The 21,129-nt window shown below is 41.7% G+C and carries 18 protein-coding genes; 6 read left to right on the forward strand and 12 right to left on the reverse strand.

The genetic code is table 11. The features are described from left to right. The 10 genes from C7457_RS03785 to murD all read right to left on the reverse strand — a co-directional run bounded on the left by C7457_RS03785 (position 1) and on the right by murD (position 13,223). Positions 1 to 1,773, reverse strand: a complete 1,773-nt coding sequence (locus tag C7457_RS03785; protein ID WP_170137342.1) for a methyl-accepting chemotaxis protein — start codon at positions 1,771 to 1,773, stop codon at positions 1 to 3. Between the two features lie 28 nt (positions 1,774 to 1,801). Further along, positions 1,802 to 3,727, reverse strand: coding sequence for an EAL domain-containing protein (locus C7457_RS03790; RefSeq protein WP_121170145.1), 1,926 nt, complete (start codon positions 3,725 to 3,727; stop codon positions 1,802 to 1,804). Positions 3,728 to 3,974: 247 nt separating this feature from the next. Next, positions 3,975 to 6,653, reverse strand: coding sequence for an EAL domain-containing protein (locus tag C7457_RS03795; RefSeq protein ID WP_121170147.1), 2,679 nt, complete (start codon positions 6,651 to 6,653; stop codon positions 3,975 to 3,977). 34 nt (positions 6,654 to 6,687) lie between these two features. Then, positions 6,688 to 7,698 (reverse strand): DUF1786 family protein, encoded by a 1,011-nt coding sequence (locus C7457_RS03800; protein ID WP_121170149.1) that lies wholly within the window; start codon positions 7,696 to 7,698, stop codon positions 6,688 to 6,690. Positions 7,699 to 7,819: 121 nt separating this feature from the next. Continuing rightward, positions 7,820 to 8,398, reverse strand: a complete 579-nt coding sequence (locus C7457_RS03805; protein ID WP_121170151.1) for a nicotinamidase — start codon at positions 8,396 to 8,398, stop codon at positions 7,820 to 7,822. A 1-nt stretch (position 8,399) separates the two neighbouring features. Then, complete coding sequence (locus C7457_RS03810) at positions 8,400 to 9,260, reverse strand: cytidylate kinase-like family protein (protein WP_245939572.1); 861 nt, start codon at positions 9,258 to 9,260, stop codon at positions 8,400 to 8,402. Continuing rightward, complete coding sequence (scpB, locus tag C7457_RS03815) at positions 9,235 to 9,765, reverse strand: SMC-Scp complex subunit ScpB (RefSeq protein ID WP_121170153.1); 531 nt, start codon at positions 9,763 to 9,765, stop codon at positions 9,235 to 9,237. The genes C7457_RS03810 and scpB overlap by 26 nt, the downstream gene beginning before the upstream one ends. Then, positions 9,744 to 10,841 carry an undecaprenyldiphospho-muramoylpentapeptide beta-N-acetylglucosaminyltransferase gene (gene murG / locus C7457_RS03820; RefSeq protein ID WP_121170155.1) on the reverse strand — a complete coding sequence of 366 codons (1,098 nt, stop codon included), beginning with the start codon at positions 10,839 to 10,841 and terminating at the stop codon, positions 9,744 to 9,746. Before murG ends, scpB begins: the two co-directional genes overlap by 22 nt. Continuing rightward, positions 10,838 to 11,995 carry an FtsW/RodA/SpoVE family cell cycle protein gene (locus C7457_RS03825; RefSeq protein WP_121170157.1) on the reverse strand — a complete coding sequence of 386 codons (1,158 nt, stop codon included), beginning with the start codon at positions 11,993 to 11,995 and terminating at the stop codon, positions 10,838 to 10,840. Before C7457_RS03825 ends, murG begins: the two co-directional genes overlap by 4 nt. Continuing rightward, a complete protein-coding gene (murD, locus tag C7457_RS03830; RefSeq protein ID WP_121170159.1) occupies positions 11,988 to 13,223 on the reverse strand; it encodes a UDP-N-acetylmuramoyl-L-alanine--D-glutamate ligase in 1,236 nt (411 codons plus the stop codon). Before murD ends, C7457_RS03825 begins: the two co-directional genes overlap by 8 nt. 78 nt (positions 13,224 to 13,301) lie before the next feature. Between murD and C7457_RS03835 the strand changes: the two genes are divergently transcribed. Further along, positions 13,302 to 14,516 (forward strand): M16 family metallopeptidase, encoded by a 1,215-nt coding sequence (locus C7457_RS03835; protein ID WP_121170161.1) that lies wholly within the window; start codon positions 13,302 to 13,304, stop codon positions 14,514 to 14,516. Here C7457_RS03835 and C7457_RS03840 read toward each other — a convergent pair. Both C7457_RS03840 and C7457_RS03845 read right to left on the reverse strand, forming a co-directional pair. Beyond that, positions 14,484 to 15,728: a peptidyl-prolyl cis-trans isomerase gene (locus C7457_RS03840; protein ID WP_121170163.1), complete on the reverse strand. Its 1,245-nt coding sequence runs from the start codon at positions 15,726 to 15,728 to the stop codon at positions 14,484 to 14,486. The genes C7457_RS03835 and C7457_RS03840 overlap by 33 nt on opposite strands. Before the next feature lie 42 nt (positions 15,729 to 15,770). Continuing rightward, positions 15,771 to 16,739 (reverse strand): ADP-ribosylglycohydrolase family protein, encoded by a 969-nt coding sequence (locus C7457_RS03845; RefSeq protein WP_121170165.1) that lies wholly within the window; start codon positions 16,737 to 16,739, stop codon positions 15,771 to 15,773. A 55-nt stretch (positions 16,740 to 16,794) separates the two neighbouring features. On the opposite strand from C7457_RS03845, the gene C7457_RS03850 reads away from it, so the two are divergent. From C7457_RS03850 to C7457_RS08965, 5 genes are read left to right on the forward strand one after another with little or no spacing between them, the layout of a single operon-like run. Further along, positions 16,795 to 18,225 (forward strand): FAD-dependent oxidoreductase, encoded by a 1,431-nt coding sequence (locus C7457_RS03850; protein WP_121170167.1) that lies wholly within the window; start codon positions 16,795 to 16,797, stop codon positions 18,223 to 18,225. Between the two features lie 57 nt (positions 18,226 to 18,282). Next, a complete protein-coding gene (locus C7457_RS03855) occupies positions 18,283 to 18,687 on the forward strand; it encodes a metal-dependent transcriptional regulator (protein WP_121170169.1) in 405 nt (134 codons plus the stop codon). Positions 18,688 to 18,689: 2 nt separating this feature from the next. Beyond that, positions 18,690 to 19,787 carry an aminofutalosine synthase MqnE gene (gene mqnE, locus C7457_RS03860; protein ID WP_121170171.1) on the forward strand — a complete coding sequence of 366 codons (1,098 nt, stop codon included), beginning with the start codon at positions 18,690 to 18,692 and terminating at the stop codon, positions 19,785 to 19,787. Next, positions 19,780 to 20,901, forward strand: a complete 1,122-nt coding sequence (gene mqnE, locus C7457_RS03865; protein ID WP_121170173.1) for an aminofutalosine synthase MqnE — start codon at positions 19,780 to 19,782, stop codon at positions 20,899 to 20,901. Before mqnE (C7457_RS03860) ends, mqnE (C7457_RS03865) begins: the two co-directional genes overlap by 8 nt. Further along, positions 20,898 to 21,023 (forward strand): hypothetical protein, encoded by a 126-nt coding sequence (locus C7457_RS08965; RefSeq protein ID WP_274540969.1) that lies wholly within the window; start codon positions 20,898 to 20,900, stop codon positions 21,021 to 21,023. Before mqnE (C7457_RS03865) ends, C7457_RS08965 begins: the two co-directional genes overlap by 4 nt. Positions 21,024 to 21,129 lie beyond the last annotated feature (106 nt).

The raw sequence follows: 21,129 nt of genomic DNA on the forward strand, positions 1-21,129 counted from the left end.
TTAAACCTCACATAACTCAGAAAGCCTCTTCTTCATATTCTCTAAATCTTTTGAAATACCAAGAATCATCTCTGCAGCCTCTTTAGACTGAGAAATATTTGATAGAGATATCTGAGCTGCCTCGTTTATCTGGTCAGAGGCTATTTTTGCTTGTTCTAGGGCAGTATAACTCTCTTCTACATGCTTCTGAAATTCCTTAATCTTCTCTAAAGCAGATTCAACAGCTTTATAGTTTCTTCGCAGTTCAAACTCAAGTTTTTGAAGTTTTTCTACTTCTCTATTTTGATATATCAGGACATTGTTTACTTCCAGAAGTATGGAGTCAGTTTCTTTAGCAATTTCGTTAATGGTTCTAAAAACTCTATCTAAGTGTTCTTCAGACTGTGCTGCCAGTTTCTTAATATCCTTACTGACCTCACTAAAACCGGCCCCAGTGTTTCCATATCTCGCTGCTTCTACAGCTCCGTTTATTGAAAGTGCCGCTATTTGAACTATGGAAAGTTCTATCTTTCTTATCATACTGATGAATAAGTTAAGAATAGCCTTTATCTCAACTATATCACCTTTTCTGCTCTCTAAGAGCTCCACATTACTCTTTGAATCCTGTATGAGCTTGTAAATCTTCTCAATTATCGTTTCAAAGTTTCCGGACATTTTCTCCATGTTTTCCTTGACTTTGATGATAAGGTTTTTTGCGTTACTCATGTGGCTTAAGGAATTCTTAGAAACAGTAGCGTTGTTTGCTGCATCTTCTTTTGATATTAGAGCTGCTTGTTCTATTTGGTCGAAGGCTGCAACCAACTTCTCCATAGAGGCCCTTAATTCAACTGTTAAATTGCTTATAGTATCTATGGCAATTTTCAGTTTTTCTTTATCTCCTGATTGAATTAAACTTTTGATTTCTTCTGCAACTTCTTCCACCTTAGCAAATGTTTCAAGGTTCCTACCAACAGTTTCCGTAACTGAATTTACTGCAACTGCGCTTTTTTCAGCGGCTTCTGCAATTACCTCAGCTCCTTGATGAAGTTTTTCTATTTCAAAAGCTACTTTCTCTACAGAAGAAAGGACTTCTTTTATATTTGCAGAGACCTGAGACATCCACTCCACTATCTCGTTTATCAAATCTATAACCTTTTCTGAATCTTTAGATGCAGCAGATATTCTACTGTCAACCTTTTCTACCTCGTTGTGTAGTTTATGCAATCTATCCTGTATATTCTTAACCGTGTCTTTGACGTTTGAAGCGTAAATGTTAGATTTTGCAGCCATTTCTCTAATCTCCGATGCCATTATCGTAAAACTCTTTCCTGTATCCTTTGCTCTTGTTGCCTCTATTGCTGCATTGAGAGCAAGAATTGATATCCTCTTAGAAAGCTTTGTTATAAGCTCTACAGCTTCACTTATTTTCTTTCCCGATTCAAAGAGCTTTTCTTCTTTCAATATTATTGCGCTTGCAGACTTTAAAGTTCTTTCCATTCCCATTCGGGTGTCATTTATGTTCTCTTGAGCAATGTCAAGTACCTCTTTCAAATCACTTATGGTGTTAAAGACTTTATTTGTCTCACTTTCTAAGTATTGGGAGCTCCTCTTTATCTGGGTTACAGAACTAAGGCTCTCTTCTGCTGCTCCGGCACTTTCTTCCGCTGATGCAGCAATTTGTTCCATTGTGCCCTTTAATTCCTCTATGGCTGCGAGTCCCTCTTGGGCTTTGGAGTGGAGTATCGAAGAAAACTCCTCCAGATCTGTTCCTTTGAAATCTACAAATTCGGCCATTGCTGTCCCCTCCGACGGATTGGTATGGTTAGGATAGAGTCTTTTCATCAACAATAATAGGCTTGCCAAGATAGTACCCTTGTCCATAATCAACACCCAGAGAAGAGATTATGCTCAGTATAGTTCTGTTCTCTATAAACTCAGCTACTGTGAAAAGGTTTAATGACTTAGCCATATTACGCAGAGAACTAACTAAAAATACAGCAGTTTCCGAGTTTTCAACTTTCTTAACGTAACTTCCATCTATTTTTAGTCCAGATATTGGTATGCTCTCTAGCAGTTCTAGGAAGGAAGAAAATGAAGAATAACCTGTACCAAAGTCATCTACTAGGATCGGAATTGATGACATGTTTATAAGTTTTTTCAGAAGATCGATTGAATTTCTATCAATAATCTCTTGTTCTGTTATCTCCAATCCTACATAAACATCAGAGCTTTTAACTTTATTAAAAATCCTACTAACGATTTCTAAGTTTTCATCTTTTAAAGTTTTGGGACTTATGTTTATGAATAAACTTTTTCCTTTTAGGAGTTTTGCCTTTAATAACACCTGTTGCAAGACAAGCATATCAAGTTTTGAGGCAAGATTCAGTTCGTAAACGATATCTATGACCTTATAAGCAGGTAAAATTTCTCCATTCTTCTTCTTAAATCGGACAAGAACCTCCCAATGTATAGGTTTTATCCTCTTTAAATCAAACACTGGCTGGATGGCAAAGGTAATTTTGGAAAAATCTAGCTCCCTTATGGAATCGTAAAGTTCTTCAAACTCTTTAGCCTCTTCAATTATAGAATTATTAATTTTTACTGTTAAAAATTTTTCTTTTTCTCTCTTAACCTCTCTCATTTTATACCTGATGAAGTTTATAAGTTCCTTTTTTTCAAAGGGTTTTACTTTAGATATTTCAAAGAGTATCCAAGCTAAATCCACGTTATAATTAAGTTCTTTTAACTTGGTTTTTACGATGTTAAAAAACTTATCCAAATCTTCAATTTTTTCTTGCGATAGAACGGAAATACATCCAAATACACATTTTATAACGACAAATTTATATCCCTTTCCTTTTAAAAACTCCACTATACTAGTTTTTATAATCTGAAATATTTTGTCTCCTGCCGGATATCCAAAGACACGATTTATTACGGATACTTTACTTGGGTCTATCAATAATAAATATAGGTCTTCTTTGGTCGATAGAATAAACTCCACCATCTCTTCTAGATCAATTTTGTTACCCCTTTCTTGAAGTTCTTTATATTTATCTATAAATCTGTCGAGTAAAAAGAATATCTCCATTAAGACAAAGTATGCTGAAATAAAGTGCTTATTCTTTAGTAAACTGGTAAAAACTCTCCCATAAAAATGAAGTAGAAAATGAATCCTTTTTAATTCTTGACATAATTTTTTATTATGAAAGCAAATTAAAGAAAAATCAACCTCTTTAAACGCTTTAGACATAACGCAATCTTTAGAGTTTTTAAAGAAAAAACCACAAAATTTATACTTATAAGCAAGATCGCAAGATTTTACATCTGTATCATAAGGTACCAAATTATTAACGAGGTCAATTTCCCTTGATACCTTTTCAAAAATATACTTTAACATATCATTTATAAAAAACTGACAGATCTCTTCCAGAAAATTTCTTGTAAATCTAACAGCAGTTTTAGGAGGTATTTCTCCCCATTCCAAGTATAAAAGAACTTCCTCTAATACCTTAATAACTAAGGTAGTACTTAATCCACTACTGTAAAATCTTTCTCCCATATTTTTGGCAACTTCTTTAAACTTATTTTTCTCGGTTTTATAAGCCCTAACGAGCTCCGGCAAAGAACAGAAGTTTTCTAGTTCGTTAGAAATTGTTAAAAAACTTTCTTCTTTCCTTTGGCTAAGGAACAGCGAACATACCTTTCCATAAAATTGTTTAATCCACTCCTCACTTTTACTCTCCACTCCTCTCCCTCCTCTTTTTCTCTTTTTGTTATATTGGGTTGTATAATAATACAAGATCCTGAATCAGGCAACATATAATTTAAAGATCTATTAAAAGCAGAATACAGTTTTTCAGTAAAAACTACTGAAAGCTATACCTTCCAAAGCCTTTAGAAAGCAATTACAGATTCTTATCAGTTTGTAATTTATTTAATTCTAACAAAGTTAGAATAGCCGTCAACTCTACAGACAGCTCTCAGACGGCGAATTACCTGGTGAAACGAGAATTAAAGTCTTCAAAAAACTTTAAAAATTCTTCTGGAGGTAGAGGAGGGGAAAAGAGGTATCCTTGACCATAGTCGCAACCGTAATACCTTAGGAACTCTAGCTGTTCCTCTGTTTCGATTCCTTCAGCCACCGTTCTCTTTTCCAAGGACTTCGCGATACTAATTATCGCTTTTACGATTGCCATGTCATCCTTGTCCTCGGGAATGTCCTTTATGAACTCTCTGTCTATCTTTAAAGCGTACACCGGCAGTTTTTTAAGGTACGCAAGGGAAGAATAGCCGGTTCCAAAATCGTCAATCTCTACCCTCACTCCCTTTTTAGAAAGAGTTTCTATATCATCTCCAATAACGGATATATTCTCCATCAAAGTAGACTCTGTTATTTCAACAATAATTTTGCTTGGATCTCCATCAAGTTCATCAATTTTCTTTAGAATTAACTCAGCCAAAGAAGACCTTATGAACTGCTTAGGTGAAACGTTAAGTGAAACTGCAATATCTATATCAATACCTTCCCACTCTTTCTGCTGTTTTACAACTTCTTCAATGACCCACTCTCCGACTTCAGTAATCATTCCCGTATCTTCTAAAATGGGAATAAACTTAAAAGGAGGAACTAATCCTTCCTTAGGGTCCTTCCACCTCAACAGAGCCTCAGCTCCTACTATTTTCATTTTCTCAAGGTCAACGATCGGCTGGTAGTAGAGGATGAACTCCCTGTTCTTAATTGCCCTTCTAAGTCTACTTTGAAGGTTGATTATTTCAATTGATATTCGCTTCATACTTGGATTAAAGAATTCAATTCCGTTTCCTCCCCTCTTTTTAACTTCATTTAAGGCAGAAACTGCAGAAGCTATTATCTCCTCTGCACTTCTACCGTCATCTGGGTATATGGCCACTCCTATACTGACGCTTAAGAACAGATCTCTGCCATCAACCTTAATAGGCTTATTTAAAGTTTCCTTTATCCGGGTAATGATTTTCATTACATCTGAATTACTTTTAATATCAAAGGAGAGAACGGCAAATTCGTCATTTCCAAACCTTGCAAGGACGTCTCTTCCCCTTAAAACTCTCCTGATTCTCTTTGATACTTCCTTTAGTACCAGGTCTCCTACAAACTCACCGTAGACTGTATTGATATTTTTAAAGTTATCTATATCTATAATCATAACCGCAAGTTTTTCTTTTTCTTCCTCAGAGAGTCTAATAGCATTTTCCAGTTTTTCAATAAAGAATCTTCTGTTAGGTAGATTAGTGAGAACGTCATAGTAAGAGAGGTATTTAATCTCCTCTTTCCTCAAGATTGAATAGACTGCAAAGGCTATATCGTAGCCTATCTGAGTTAAAAGCCTTTTCTCCTCTTCCGACAAGTCCCTTGCTTCCTTCCCGTAAACGACAATTGCAAAGTTCCTATGCTTAAGCTTTAGGAACGAAGTAATGAAGTTTTTATACACTAAGGGAATAGCAGCTCCTATTTTTTCATCAAGCTCTATTAGATTTCTCTTCTTTATAGCCTCAAGGATTGAATGGAGACTTTTCTCTACGTCAACGGCTTTTTCATTTCCGTATTTCTTTACTATTTCTATCTGCCCAAAATCCTTTACCTCGGCGATAAAGCAGAAGCTGAATCCTCCTTCTTCCACAAGAATCCTGAGTATTCTTTCAAAAAGGAGGTCTATATCAGTGGTTTTTAAGGTTGCTTCATTTATTAAATAGAGAACCCTATAAAGTCTTGATATTCTTTCTAGTTCTTCCTCCTTCCTTATTCTATCCCTTATGTCCCTGAAGATTCCTACTACAACCTCGTCATTTTCAATGATTATAGAGCTTATGTTAAGTTCAGTAGGAATAACTTCTCCGGTCTTATGGTTGTAAAGAGGAACGTTTGGTAAAAGTCCTTTTCCTTCGTTCACTAAGAAGTCCTCTATTTTGCTTATTATTAGCTTCTCCTTATCGGGAGGAAAGAGAACTGAGAAGTTTTTACCTATCAGCTCTTCTCTGTTTTTCCCGATTAGCTCTTCAAGCTTTTTATTGACATCTAAAATTTTTTCACTTTTCCAGTCTACTAAAACTATTCCATCGAAGGAACCTTCTCTTAAAGCTTTATACTTTAGATTTTCTCTTTCAATTTCTCTACTTAAGAAGTAATAATAGATTTTTGTTGTAAAATAAATATCCAAAAAGATTACTTTTAAGAAACTCCTTCCAAACTCGTAAACTTCGTTACACTTAAGCCTTTTATTTAAAGCATCAAATATGAACTCAATATAACTGAGGTAAGCCCCGAGGTAGTATTCTATTTTTACACCGTATCTGTAGTGAATACTTTTAACAATTTGGAAAATTTTTAAAACATATTTAACATCAAAATCGGAACTTAACAAAAAGTCAAAATACTCCTTATGGGCCTTTTTAATTTTTTCAATAGGTGGATGCGCCTTTTCAAGTATCTCTCTTATTTCATCAAAGGAGGAGAGGTATTCTAAGAAGTTCTGGAATACCTCAGGAAATACCTCCTTTAACTCATTCTTATACTTACTAAGGATTTCCCGGTCTTTATCGGTTATTAGGAAAAACCTTCTTACTCTATCAAGGTAGTCTTTATCAATCCCCTCGGCTTCTAAGAATTCCCTAAACTCCCTATTTACTTCCTCCATCTTACCCCTTTAATAATTATTTCTATTAAGAAAATTATACTGATCTGATACAAAAGTAAACCTTCAAAAGCCCAGCACAGCCAAAGAGCATTGCATCTCCCAGAGGGAAAGCATACTCTCCTAACTCCTTAAACTTCTCCCTATTTGGACCTACCAAAAAAACTTTTTCTGGGTTTACCCTCTCTATAAAGAGAGCTCCATGTCCTCCGTCTTTAAAGACTTCCTCAAATGAGATACTTCCTTCTGTCAATTTAACCATAATTTTTTTTAGTTTTTCAAGGTCAAGCATCCCGGTATGGTGCTCAAGGAACCCGCATATAAGCCCATCTTTAACAGTTGAGACGAGCGTGTGACCGTTTCCGCAGTCTATACAGACAAACTCCTTAATCCCCTTTTCCTCTGCGTAAGAATAGACCCCTGCCACCGCAGCTAGTTTACTGTCCATAACAAAGCCCTTAAGCCCCTCTTCCTCTATCTGTTTAAGGATAGAGTCAAATCGGCTGAGGAATCCGGTTCTCTCTGTATGGTAGAGTTCCCAAGGCTTCCTGCTCTTCTTAAGGAGACCCTTTAAGTACTCAAACCTTGTAATTCTGTCGCTTTGACCTTTAATAAAGCCGTGGTCCTGACAGGCAACCCCCACAAATTCAAAGTCGCCCTTTAAACCTCCTAGGAGGCGGAGCTCTCTGAAAACCTCAAACTCAAGGTCCCTTAGGAATAGGTCACACTCCTTTAGCTCATCTACTATCTCTATTCCCAAATCCTTAACTGTTTCAAGGTCGTCCCTGAAGGTCTTTGCTGCCTCTCTAGAGGCTACTACCCTCCCTCCCCTCTCTATAAACTCAACTATGGCCTTCTTTAAAGGCCCTCCTCCCATAGTATAACCGCAAACTCTTAGTTCCTTGCCCTTCCACCCTTTAACTACCTTTGCAAGCTTTGTTGTAGGGGAAGGGAGAACAGCCTTTATCCAGTTCTCTAGCTTTTCCTCTTTAAGAGGAATTAGTACATCCTGAGTTCCTTTACCAACATCAACCAGAACAGCTTCCATAAGCTTACTCCTATAAATAGAATTAAAATAAAATCTCCGGCCGAGATCAAACTCTTAGTATAAACGCAAATGAGCAGATGCTGGTGAAAGGAAGGAAGGGAAGGTAATTGGAAAACCTAGGCTAAAGAATTTCTTCCCTTTCTAAAATTAGAGCTCCCCTATTAAGGAGCTCTTCTTCGGCCCTCTCTACCGTTTGTGGACTTACTCCCCTGACTGCATCTGAGAGGATAAAGACCTGGTAGCCCAGATTGAGGCCTCCCAGTGCAGTATTCTTTACACAGTAATCTGTGGCAACTCCGCAGATAAAGAGCCTCTTAACTCCCCTTTCCCTCAAGAGAGAGTCAAGGAGAGTTCCCTGAAAGCCGGAGTAAGCCTCAAGTTCAGATCTGTCTCCCTTGTTAATTATAAAAGTATCCGGAGGGAGCTCCAGCCCATCAATAAACTCTGCCCCTTGGCTCCACTGAACACAGTGTCTAGGCCAGATTCCTCCGTTCTCCTTAAATGAAACGTGGTTCTCAGGGTGCCAGTCCCTCGTGGCAAATATGGGTAAACCCTTTTCCTTAAAGAGCTCTATGTAAGAGTTGATAACCGGGACGATCTCCTCCGTCCCGGGAACCGGCAGAGCCCCTGAAGAGCTAAAATCCTTCTGCATGTCAACTACGATTAAAGCGTCAAGTTGGACTAACTTTAACCTAGCCATCTTACTGGGCAACCATCCTAAATGCGTTTACTACGAGCTCCTTCGCATTGTCAACGGAGAGCTTTGAGGTATTGAGTTTTAAGTGAAAGAGGTCTATTTCCCTGATATCCTCATCGCACAGATCCTTGTAGAACTCTACCTCTTTAGAGTCAATCTTCTTTAGCTGCTTTTCAGCTTCTTCAACTGAAAGGCCCGTGTTCTCGGCAAATACCTTAACCCTGTCGTGGAATGGAGCCTCTACCTTTACGTGGAGTGAGTTAGGGTACTCCTGAAGTATGCACGCAGCACCGTGGCCCACAATAACCACGTTGTTTGAAACAGCAAAAGCTGTAATGGTCTTTACAAGGGCCTCCCTAAACTCCTCAAAGGATATCTCTTTCTTCTTCTCTCCAAACAGAGCTCCAAAGTCTATTAAGCTCTTATCAAGCTGGAAGAGGTCAAAGAAGGAGAGTTTAGAGGGAACGTACTTAAACTCGCTAAAGTCTTCCACTTTCCACTCAGGAACACCAAGCCTCTTTGCCACTTCAGAGATTATCTCTGTATAGATGAACCTATAGCCCAGCTCCTGAGCCACCTGCCTTGCAACTTCAAGTCCCATTGAGCCAAGCTCGTATGTAACGGTTACTACGCCCATTCTTCCCTCCAGAAATCGCTTTTTGTAGTCAGGATTTGCTATTAAGTTTACCCTAATAGAGTTAGCAAGTTCAACAAAGAAGTCCTCGTCGCACTCAGGTGGTAAAAACTGATTAAGCTTTACAAAGAACTCCTCAATGAGGGGAACCACCTCCTGACAGCAGATTGCCAGTTCCTCGTCCTCGTATAGGAGCTCCACGGCGTTAAGGATTCTGCTCTCTCTCTTCACCCTCTACCTCTATAATCTCAACGGGAGGAAGTTCTTTTAAGGAAGAGAGCCCAAAGTGCTCAAGGAAAGCTTTTGTCGTTCCGTAGAGCTTGGGCCTTCCCAGGGAGTTCTCCCTCCCTACTACCTCTATAAGTCCTTTCTCAAGTAATGACTTAACTGCCCCGTCGGGATTCTGTCCCCTTATCTGGGCTATCCTCTTCTTGGTTATCGGCTGATTGTAGGCTATGATGGCCAAGACCTCAAGGAGAGGTCTTGAGAGTTTTACCGGCCTCTCCTCAACAAACCTGCTCAGTTCCTCCTTAAGCTCTGGAGATGTGAAGAACCTGTAACCTCCAGCTACCTTCTTTAGGACAACTCCTCTATCAGAGTACTCCATCCTTAGCTGGGAGACTATAAGTGAGACCTTCTCTCTATCTATTCCCAGTTTTTCTGAAAGTTCCTCCTCAGAGATTGGCTCTTGAGACAGGAAAATTGCCCCTTCAACTAACTTCTTCTCTCTCTCCATTCCTCAATCTCATCTACTATGAGGGAAGTTGCACTTTTTGGAAAGAGGTCTAAGAGGACTCTCTCCATTTCTCTTCTCTTCATTATATCAAACAAAATGGTCTTTAATCCTTGCAGGAGCGTTTCTACGCTGAGCTCAGACTCCCTAAAGAGCAGAGCTCCCCCCCTTTGGGATAGAAAGGCTCCGTTTAAGTACTGATGGTCGTCTGCTGCGTAGGGGTAGGGTATAAGGAGGGAAGGAAGTCTAAAGGCGGCAATCTCAGAGATTGCCAGAGCTCCAGCTCTAGAAACGACCCCATCGCCTGCTGCGTAGAGCTCCCAGATTCTATCGTAGAAAGGGAGGACAACTGCCTTTACGCCTGCCCTCCGGTAAAGCTCCTTCAGTTTCCCTTCCTTCCCGTAACCTGTAACGTGGATGACCTGTATTGGAAGACCTGAGAGGAAAGGGATTGTCCTTTCAAAGAGCCTATTAATAGAGAGAGCTCCTTGGCTTCCCCCAAGTACTAAAAGGGTTCTCTTCTCCTCGTCAAGGGAAAACCTTTTAAAAACCCTTTCCTTTGCCTCTTTCTTTCTCTTTACAGTTTCTAAGATTTCCTCCCTTAAAGGGTTTCCCGTAAAAGTACATCTGCACTTTAGGTACTTTCCTGCTTCGGGGAACCCGAGAAACCCTCTAACTGCAAACCGGGAGAGGAACCTGTTGGTCTTTCCAGGAACAGAGTTCTGCTCCTGAATGAAGAGGGGAACTCTTAAAAGGGCACCGGCCAGGCCGACCGGAAGTGAAGAGTAACCTCCAAAGACTATACAGCAGTCGGGCTTAAAATCCCTAAAGAGGGATAAAACCTTAAGGAAAGCCCTTCCGTAGCCAACCAATGAAAAAAGCCCCCTTAACCCCTTACCCCTAAATGAAGAGTACTCTAGCAGGAAGATTTCATCAGAAGGGAAACCTAGCTTACCCTCAATGCCTAACTTAGAGCCGACAAAGAGAACTCTATGTCCCCTCTTCCTTAGCTCCTTCCCGACTGCAAGGGCCGGGAAGTAGTGACCGCCGGTTCCTCCTCCTGCAACTACAACTCTCAAGCGTACTTACCCCTTACCTTAAACCTGATTTTCACCTTTGACTCTGAAGGCAGTCCTTTAGCTATGCTCATGAGGAAGCCAACTGCGAGGAAGTTTGCAATTAGGGAGCTCCCCCCCATACTTAAGAAGGGAAGGGTAATTCCGGTAGTTGGAACGAGCCCCAGGTTTACCCCTATGTGTACTACGGCCTCAAGGAATATGTAAAGGGTTAACCCAAGGGCCATAAACTTACCTACCATCTCGTCAGACCTATCGGCTATTGAGAGGCCTAAGAAAAGAATCCCAAAGTAGGCAATAACTACAAGGAGGGCCCCAACGGCACCTACCTCTTCTGCTACGTGGGAGAACATAAAGTCACTGAAGGCAAAGGTTAAGAACAGGAACTTAGACTGGACTCCCTGACCGATTCCCATTCCGGTCAGCCCGCCTGATGCAAAGGCCACAAACGCCTGAACCAGCTGATAGCTGCTGTACTTACCGCTGGTATAGTAGTACTTCTCCGGGTCAAGGAGGATCTTTATCCTAGCAATCCTGTAGGGAGCAGTAACGACGGCAAACGTAAAGAGCCCCAGCCCAAATAGTGCCGGAATAACTATATACCTCAGGTTAAGCCCCGTTATGAAGAGAATGGCGAATATGACGATTGAAAGGATCATTGCAGAGCCCAAGTCCTTCTCAAGGAGAATGAGGATAACGGGAATGAACGCAAGGACCATTAACTTTGCAAAGTCCCTCCAGTCGTTTTGAATGTCAGACCACTTGTACTGAATGTACCCTGAGACAAAGAGTATTACCAGCACCTTTGCAAACTCTGCCGGCTGTAGGGAAAACCCTCCAATCACTATCCAGCTCTTAGAGTTGTTTATCTCCCTTCCAAAGAATAGAACTGCAAGGAGGAAGAGGTTTGCCGAACCGTAAAGAAGCCAGAGGAACTTTTCGCTTGCAACTTTCCTGTAGTCAACCTTCTTATAAATCAGAAGGGATAGGGTGACACCTATTCCAAGGGCGACAGCCTGCTTAAGGGCGTAGGAGTAAGGGTGCAGTCCGTGCTTTAGACACCAGAAGTAACTTCCAGTGTATACGAAGACTACTCCTGCAAGGGAGAGAACTAGAGAAATTAAGAAAATAGATAAAGCTGCTGCTCTTTTATCCAACCTCTTCCTCCAGCTTCCTTACTGCCCTCTTAAAGGCCTTTCCCCTATCGGCGTAGTTCTTAAACATGTCAAAGCTTGCACATCCGGGGGAAAGGAGGACAACGTCTCCACTGCTAGCCATGCTAAATGCAAGCCTTACCGCCTCATCCATACTCTCAGCCCTCTTAACCTTTACAAGGGGAGAAAAGCTCTCCTCTATTAGTGGAGCAGCCTCTCCAATTGAGACGACTCCCTTAACCCTCTCTTTAACGATTGGAGAGAGGACCTTAAAGTCAAGTCCTTTGTCCTTCCCTCCAGCTATTAAGACTACTCTTTCAAAGGAAAGGAGGGCCTTTGCCATAGAGTCTACGTTTGTAGACTTAGAGTCGTTGATAAAGAGAACGTTCCTTACCCTCCCTACTACCTCCGTCCTGTGGGGAAGTCCCTTAAAAGTCTTAAACCCTTTAAATATCTCCTCTTCACTTAATCCCAAAACCCTAAGGACTGAAAGGGCGCAGAGGTAGTTTTCTACGTTGTGGATACCCTTAAGGGGTAATTCTTTAACGTCTATCTTCACTCCGTTGCCACTTAAGTGGCTACCTTCCAGCCTAAACTCTCCTGAGCTCCTTCCAAACTCTACCACTCCTTCGCCCTTTAGGGAAGAGAGGTTAGGGTCGTCCCCGTTTACCACCAGCCAGTCAAAGTGTTTTAAGGCCTTCAGCTTTGCCCTCAGGTAGTCCTTAAAGGAAGGGTACCTGTCAAGGTGGTCAGGTGTGACGTTTAAAATGGCTCCCACTTCTCCTCTAAATGAAGTTAAGTCCTCAATCTGGAAAGAGGAGAGCTCCAAAACGGAGATTGAAGACCTACTCGTCTCAAGGGCAAAGGAGGAAGCAGGTGTTCCGTAGTTGCCGCCGATGAAAGCTTCCCTTCCCGAGGTCTTAAGGGTATGGTAAACGAGGGCTGTAGTTGTGCTCTTACCGTTTGTTCCGGTTATTCCGACTATTCTTCCCTTCATAAACCTGTACGCAAGCTCCACTTCACCGTAAACTGGAACCTTTCTCTCTTTAACCTCCTTAACTACCCGGTGCCACGGAGGGAAGCCGGGAGATTTAACGACAAAGTCAAACGAAGAGACTTCTGGGAAACTTTCCCCGTCTTCAAAGTACTCAACTTGAAATCCCAGCCCTTTAAGGAGCTCCCCCGCTCCCTTTCCGCTTACTCCCTTTCCTAAGATTAAGGATCTCTGCATAGGAGAATACCCTCCTTCAGCTTTAAGGAAGATTATAGTCCTTTATAATTAGAGAAGTTTATTGAAAGAGGAGAGCTTATGAGGAAGTTTGTCCTTAAAAACGGCCTTAGAGTTTATTTAAAGGAGAGGAGGGACTTAAACTCTATCTCAGTAAACGTATGGGTTAAGGCGGGAGCTTCCTACGAGAGGGAAGACAATAGGGGTGTAGCCCACTTCCTTGAGCACGTACTCTTTAACGAGAGCTCTAAGTACAAAAGGGGAGAGATAGACAGGATTGTAGAGGAGCTGGGAGGGGAAATTAACGCAGCTACCTCTTACGACTATACCTACTACTACATAAACCTTCCCTCATCTGCCGGTTTGAGAGCAGTTGAGCTCCTTTCCCAGCTTGTGTGCCATCCGGTTATAACCGACCACTCTGTTGAGAAGGAAAAGCCGATAGTCTTGGAGGAGATTTCAAGGAGCAGGGATAACCCCCAGGAACTCTTTGCGGAGAAGTTTATGGAGGAGCTCTATGAAAGGGCTCCTTACCGCTACCCGATTCTTGGCTTTCCCGAAACTGTTAAGACCTTTACAAAGGAAACTTTAACTGAGTTTTACAAAAGCCTTTACAGGCCTGAGAGAATGTCAGTTGTAATCGTTGGTAATTTTGATACAGGCAGGGCTTTAGAGGAAGTTGAAGAACACTTTGGAAGTTTTACTGCCGGTGGCTCCTTACAGCCTTTAAATTCTCCTAAGGAGGAAAACCTCTCCTCATCAGGCTCCTTTAAGTTAACTCACCCTGCAGTGAGCGTCCCCTACGTTTACCTAGGTTGGAAACTTCCTCCCTGCAGTAGGGATGATGTTTACTACGAAATCCTTGACTCCCTTCTTTCCTCAGGTAGAAGCAGTCTACTGTACAGGTACTTAAGGGAAAGGGGGCTTGTTTATGCTGCTTACTCAAACTACCAGAACCTCCTCTTTGGCTCTAACTACACAGTCCTCGTCATTACAGAGAGAGTTGATGAGGCACTTAAGGAGTTAAGAGAACTTTTAACTCACGTTCTCTCAATTAGTAATGATGAGTTTGAATTTGCAAAGTCAAAGCTCCTTAAGGGGGAGCTCTTTGGAAGGGAGTCTGGAGAGGCTGAAGCCGACGCGATAGGTTTTGCCTCTACCGTAATTGAGGATGAAGGCTACTACACCCAGTTCTTTGAGGATCTAAAGAGTGCAGACTATAGTGAGTTCCTAAAGAGGGTAGAGTTCCTGAAGGAAGAGCCCCTAGTTGGACTCCTCCTTCCAGGCACACCTTAGGTTCTCCCTGTATATCTCCTCCCCGTACTTCCTCTTTAGTTCCTCCATTCTCTTTTTAAATAGGGATCTTGCCTTCTCAGTAAAGAGCTTACTCTTTACCCTTGAGTAGGCGTCTCCGTAAGGAAGGGGTTTAGGCTCCTTCTTTTCAAGAACCTCTATTAAAAGGACTTTCCCGTTTGGCAACTTTAAGATGTTGTACCTCTCCTTTGAACTGAATACCAGTAGGGAAACAGGGTTATTCTTATCCTCCGATGATACTAGCCATTCCCTAGCGGTTCTTAAGGAATTTTCCGGGATTGCCCTTTCCTCTCTTTCACCCTTTTTAAGTCTACTAAGGCTCCTCTTAGCCTCCTCCTCACTCTCAAAGACGAAAATCTTAACTTTTGCCGTTCCGGGAGCTTTAAACTCGCTTTTGTGCTTTTCGTAGTAATTCTTAATCTCCTCATCTGTTACCTTTACGGAAGATAGGATTTCCCTTTCAAACTCCTTAACTGCTAACTTCTCCTTAAATGCCCTTAAAGAGTTTTTAAACTCCTCCCTCCTATCAAGGTTTTCCTTAAGGGCAAGCTTATACAGGGCGTAAGTTTCAAGGGCTCTCTCTATTTTCCTTTTGTTTGATTTTCCGCTGATTAGGGGGGAGATTTCAGAGAACCTTACCTCCTTCCCATCTACTTTTCCTACAACGTCGTTGGGCTTCTTGGGGTTTGGGTTTATTACTTCTATCTTCTTTTTCACATTAGAGATTATCTTTTCCCTTTCAGAGATTATCTTCTTTGCCATTAGGGAGGCTTTAACCGACTTTAGTTTCTTTTTCCTCTCCTCCGGAGGGTACTTTTGAAGGGCTTTTTGGATCTCTTCATCGGAGATCTTAACGTTTTTCAGCCTTTCGTTGATGTACTCGTAGGCTAGCCTCTTCATTTCAAATCGTTTAACCTTACTTCTCAGGGGCTCTTTCTTAAAAGTCCCTCTCTTTTCAGCGTCAACGAGTATTAATGTCCTCTGGGCTATCTTCTCTAGGAGCTTCTCCTTTCCTCTGTTTCCTCCGTAGTACTTATTGAGGGCCCAGTTTGGAATGGTCTCCTCAACGTACTTAAAGTAGGAGAGCGTAATCTCTTTCCCGTCAACCTTTGCCAGTACAGTGTTAGAACTGCACTCAGCAGGAGCGTTTGTTGATATGAGGAACGCCAGAAGGATGGGAATTAGGGTTCTCATTCTTCCTCCAAACTTTCAGTATTTTATACAAAACTGATTTTATCAGATTTGTATCTTCTCAATAAACTTTTCAATTGTAATCTCAATATCTCTTAAACCTTCTAAGCACTCAATCCACTCCCTTGGAACTGCAGAGACTGAAAGGTACCCTCCGGAGAGAGTTCCCGTTATAAAACCTACTGCATCAGTATCTCCTCCAAAGTCGCCGTAGGAGTTAACTGCACTAAGGAGAGCTCTCTTAAAAGAGTTAGGGTATCTGAGGAAGATGTAGAGTGAAAGGGTTAAGGTCTCTGGGGCAAACGTTCCGTTTCCAATCAGAAGGATAACCTCGTCAAGGGGAACCTCTCCCCTCTTTAAGACCTGAATTAGTAGGTCAAGGTAGCCTTTAACGTTCTCGCTTTTTGAGAGCTCCCTTAGGGAGTCAACGAAGGAGAGCTTACTTTCAAGGGTTGAAAGCTCAACCCTTCCTCCAACGACCGATGAGACCGCTGCAGCCAGAATTCCTGCAGAGTCTACCAGCGTTTCATCAGAGTGGGTTATTGATGCTACGTAGGCACCTTCCTGGTATGCCTCAAAGGAGTTATCCCACCTAAACAGTCCTGATGCAACGGCTGGTATAGCTCCGTCAACGTCGCAGGCCTTTACCCTTGCCTCTTCCGGCTCAAGGCCTGCAGCGTACGAGAGGGCAGCGTTTACGTGGGCTCCTGATGGGTACCTGTGGGACTTCTCGTCCTTTACCCACTCCACCAACTTCTCAATGTAGAGGGTCTCGTCAAAGTAGCCTTTCTCTGCGTAGACTTTGAGAGCTAGGAGAAAGATTTGACTTTCGTGGGAGTATTGCCCCTTCTTTAAGAAGGGGCAGACGGAAAGGTGTGAGGGCTCCATAAAACCTAAGATGGCTCCTCCGTATGCCCTCTTCACAGTCTCCCTATCCATATCCTCGACTAAGGTTCCTAGTGCATCTCCAATTATTCCTCCTAGTACCGCTCCTCTTATCTTCTCCTTTAACATTTTCTCCTCCTGTGTTTAGTGCCTATAATTTAGAATCTATCAGCCGGAGAGGATAATGTTTAAGGAAGATAGGAATTTAGCCTTAAAGCTTTACAGGAAGCGTTTAAAGAGGAAGAAGTGTTTCCGCCTTTCATTTCTACTTCCCGGACTTGGGCAGTTTTGTCAGGATAGAAAAGTTTCTGGATCTTTATTCTTCCTCCTTTTTTCATTCCCCTTTTACTACTTGTACCTGATTGGGGATCTTCTCTCCTACGGCGGGATTTCCCTTATCCTTTCCCAGTTAACCCTTTACATCCTCCAGCTTTACGATGCCTACAAGAGAACCTTTAGGGAGACATCTCCCTGTGAAGATTCCTGTCCGGCCGGAGTCGTTGTTCCCACTTTTATGGGCTTTTGTCAAAAGGGAGACTTTGAAAAAGCTTTTGCTTCCTTCCTCTTAAGAGCTCCTTTTCCGTTTACCTTGGGGGAAATCTGTCCGGCCGAGTGTGAGAAGAAGTGTGGGATTCTTCCCGGAAGGAGTTTGAGAATTAGGGAAGTCCACAGGGAGCTTGCAAGGATAGTCCTTGAGAGTATGGAAATAGGGGAGAGGGAACCTTTCTTCCCCAGAGTTAATAGGAAAGTTGCAGTGGTTGGGGGAGGTGTTGCCGGTTTAACCGTTTCCTACTACTTAGCTTCCTGTGGTTTAAGTGTAGAGATATTTGAGAAGGAGAACCATCTTGGAGGGATCCTTAACTACGTTCCTGATTTTAAGCTAAATAAAGAGCTCTTTAAGAGGGAAATTGAGTTTATAACTTCTTTTAAGAACGTTAAAGTTCATACTGGAGTTGAGTTAAAGGAAAGGCCTGAAGGTTTTGACGTTGTAGTTGTTTGTGTAGGTTCTCAGGTTGAGAGGAAGTTTCCCGTTAATTCACCTAGGGTTATCTATCCCCTTTCCTTTTTAAAGAATCCTCCTTCTCTTTCTGGAAAGAGAGTTTTAATTATCGGGGCAGGAGATACTGCATTTGACGTTGCAAGGTTAACAGTGAAGAGGGGAGGGGAGGCAGTTGTCCTTTATAGAGGTGAAGTTAAAGGGGTTAGAGCTTCTGACAAGGAAGTTAGGGACTCTTTAAAAGAAGGAGTTAAACTCTACACAGGATGTGAGCTTTTAAAGATTGAAGGGGGCAGAGCTCTCTTTTCTTGCGGCTCCTTTGACTTTGATTACATAGTTCCTGCTATCGGCTTTGATAGGGACTTGAGGTTAATAGAGTCCCTAAACGGTGACTTCGTTACAGGGGATGCTGCTTCCGGTATGACCACCGCCGTAGAGGCCATAGGTAGGGCAAGGGAGACTGCTTACAGAGTTTTAAAGAGTTTGGGCCTTTCAGATAGGGCTTGGTTTATGGAGGATTACTACGTTAAGGAACCCCAGACTATTAGTGGGGAAAACCTATTCGTTGTTTCTGAGAGTTCCCTGTGTCAGCACTGTGGGATGAAGGTAAGAAGTTAGTGGAACTTAACAAAATTAAGGCTTAAATTTCTAGTGAACGTTTAGAAAGGAGAGGAAATGGAAAGGGAAGATAAACTTGCTCCAAGGCTTGAGGATTACCTCGAAACTATTTACCTTCTGGAGAAGAAGAACAAAGTTGCAAGGGTTAAGGAAATCGCGTCTGCCCGTAAAGTTAAGATGCCGACTGTTACAGAAGTATTGAAGAGGCTTACTGAGAAGGGCTATATTGTTTATGAGCCTTACGGTTACGTTGTAACGACCGAAAAGGGAAAGGAGTACGCTGAGAAACTCTACTCAAAGCACAGAGTTTTAATTTCCTTCTTGAAGGACATTCTTGGTCTTCCTTACGATAAGGCAGAAAGGGAAGGGTGTCTCATTGAACACCACCTTTCAGAAGAAACGGTTAGGAAGATAGAAAAATTAACTGAGAAACTAAAAGAAATGGGCTTTAAAATGGAGTAGTTATGTTTGACTTTAGACTCGTTGAAGATAGAGATTTAATTCCTATAGCAGAGAAGATCCTTGAAGGAGAAAGGCTATCCTTTGAGGATGGAGTTAGGCTTTTTAGGAGCTCTGATATCTTAACGATTGGGAAGCTTGCAGATATCGTTAATAGGCGTTTAAACGGCAATTTCGTTTACTTTACTGTAAACAGGCACGTTAACCTAACAAATATATGTGTTGGAACCTGTAAATTCTGTGCTTTTAGGAAGAGGAAGGGAGAAGAGGGAGCTTATCAGCTTACTGTTGATGAGGTTTTAGAGAAAGTTAGAAATTCTGGTTTTATAAGGGAAGTTCACATTGTAAGCGGTCTTCATCCAGATTGGGGGCTAGATGATTACCTAGAATTTGTTAGGGCTATAAGGGAAGAATTTCCGGATGTGAAAATTCAGGCTTTTACTGCTGAGGAGATTGATTACTTTTCGAGGAAGGAGTCTGTTCCCTTGGAGGACGTTATAAGGGAAGTTGCAGCCTCTGGTGTTGATGCCCTTCCTGGTGGGGGTGCTGAAATCTTTTCTGAGGAAGTTAGGCAGAGGCTTTGTCCTGAGAAGCTTAGCTCTGAAAGGTACCTTTTAATTCACCGCATAGCTCACTCTTACGGTATAAGGAGTAACGCCTCTATTCTCTACGGTCATATTGAGAGTTATGAGGATAGGGTTGATCACTTGTTGAGGTTGAGGAAGCTCCAGGACGAAACTGGGGGTTTTATGGCTTTTATCTCCTTTGCTTATCAGCCGAAGAATACTCAGCTTGGAGGAAGTTATACAACTGGTTTTGATGACTTGAAGATGCTTGCCGTTAGCAGGCTCTTCCTAGATAACTTCCGTCACGTTAGGGCTTTTTGGATAACACTTGGGGAGAAGTTAGCTCAAACCTCTCTCCATTTTGGAGTTGATGACCTTGATGGGACCGTTGTTGAGGAGACTATTACCCGTTCTGCAGGTGCTGAAAGTTCATCTTACATGCCTAAGGGTAGGTTGGTAAAGCTTATTAAAGAATCTGGAAGGATTCCCGTTGAAAGGGATACCCTTTACAACGTTGTTGAGGTGATTGATGGGTAAGGTTTTAGATTTTGTAAGAGATAAGGAACTTTTACCTATAGCAGAGAAAGTTTTTGAAGGAGAGAGGTTATCTTTTGAGGATGGGGTTAAGCTCTTTAGGAGCTCTGATATTCATACTATAGGTTTTCTTGCCAATTTGGTCTGTGAGAGGAGAAGCGGTAAGTTTGTTTATTTTAACGTTAACCTTCACGTTACTCCGACGAACATATGCGTTGGAACTTGTAAGTTTTGTGCTTTTAGGAAGAAGAAGGGGGAGGAAGGGGCTTATCAATTAACTGTTGAGGAAATTCTTGAAAAGGTTTCTTCCCATAAGGAGAAGAATCCCGGTATAACTGAGGTTCATATAGTAGGGGGGCTTCATCCGGATTGGGGGCTTGGGGAGTACTTGTCAATAGTTAAGGCTGTAAGAGAGGCCTTTCCTGATGTTTATATTAAGGCCTATACAGCTGAAGAGATTAAGTATATTGCCGATAAGTCTGGTCTTTCTGTTGAGGAAGTTTTAAAGAAGTTAATTGATGCGGGATTAGGTTCTCTTCCGGGTGGCGGAGGGGAAATTTTTGCTGAGGGTATTAGGGAGAGGCTTTGTCCCGATAAGATAACTGGAGATGAGTATCTTGAAGTACATAAAACTGCTCATCGTTTAGGTTTAAAGAGCAATGCTACTATGCTTTTTGGTCATATTGAGAGTTATGAGGATAGGGTTGATCACTTGTTGAGGTTGAGGGAGGCTCAGGATGAAACTGGGGGATTTCAGACTTTTATACCTTTGGCTTTTCATCCTTTAAATACTCAGGTCGAAAATGCTAGTTATACTACCGGTTTTGATGAAATTAAAACTGTTGCCGTTAGTAGGCTTATGTTAGATAACTTCCCTCACGTTAAGGCTTACTGGATTATGCTTGGTGAGAAGATTGCTCAGCTTGCTCTTCAGTTTGGTGCTGATGATATTGATGGAACTGTTGTTGAAGAGGATATAACTCAGGCTGCTGGTGGAAGGGCCGGTCAGTATATTTCTAAGAATAGGTTAATAAGGCTTATTAAAGAGGCTGGTAAAGTTCCCGTTGAGAGGGATACTCTCTATAACGTTATTAAAGTTTACTGGGAGGAAGAATGAGTGAGAATGAGGTTTTGGGCATTTTTGTGACTATTGTTGCGATTCTTCTTCCTCTTTCCTTTGCAGTTTTGGCTTGGAAGCATACCCTTTCTGGAAAGAAAGGTAAGGGGAATAGTGGTTAGGTAAAGTTTTGTTTGGGGGCAGTTTCGTGGGAGGGGAATTTCAATTTTTATTTATTATATACCGTAAAATTTTTTAGTTAATTAAAATGTTTTCTTTTTCCTTTGT

This window comes from Thermovibrio guaymasensis (genome assembly GCF_003633715.1).
Taxonomy (GTDB): Bacteria; Aquificota; Aquificia; order Desulfurobacteriales; family Desulfurobacteriaceae; genus Thermovibrio; species Thermovibrio guaymasensis.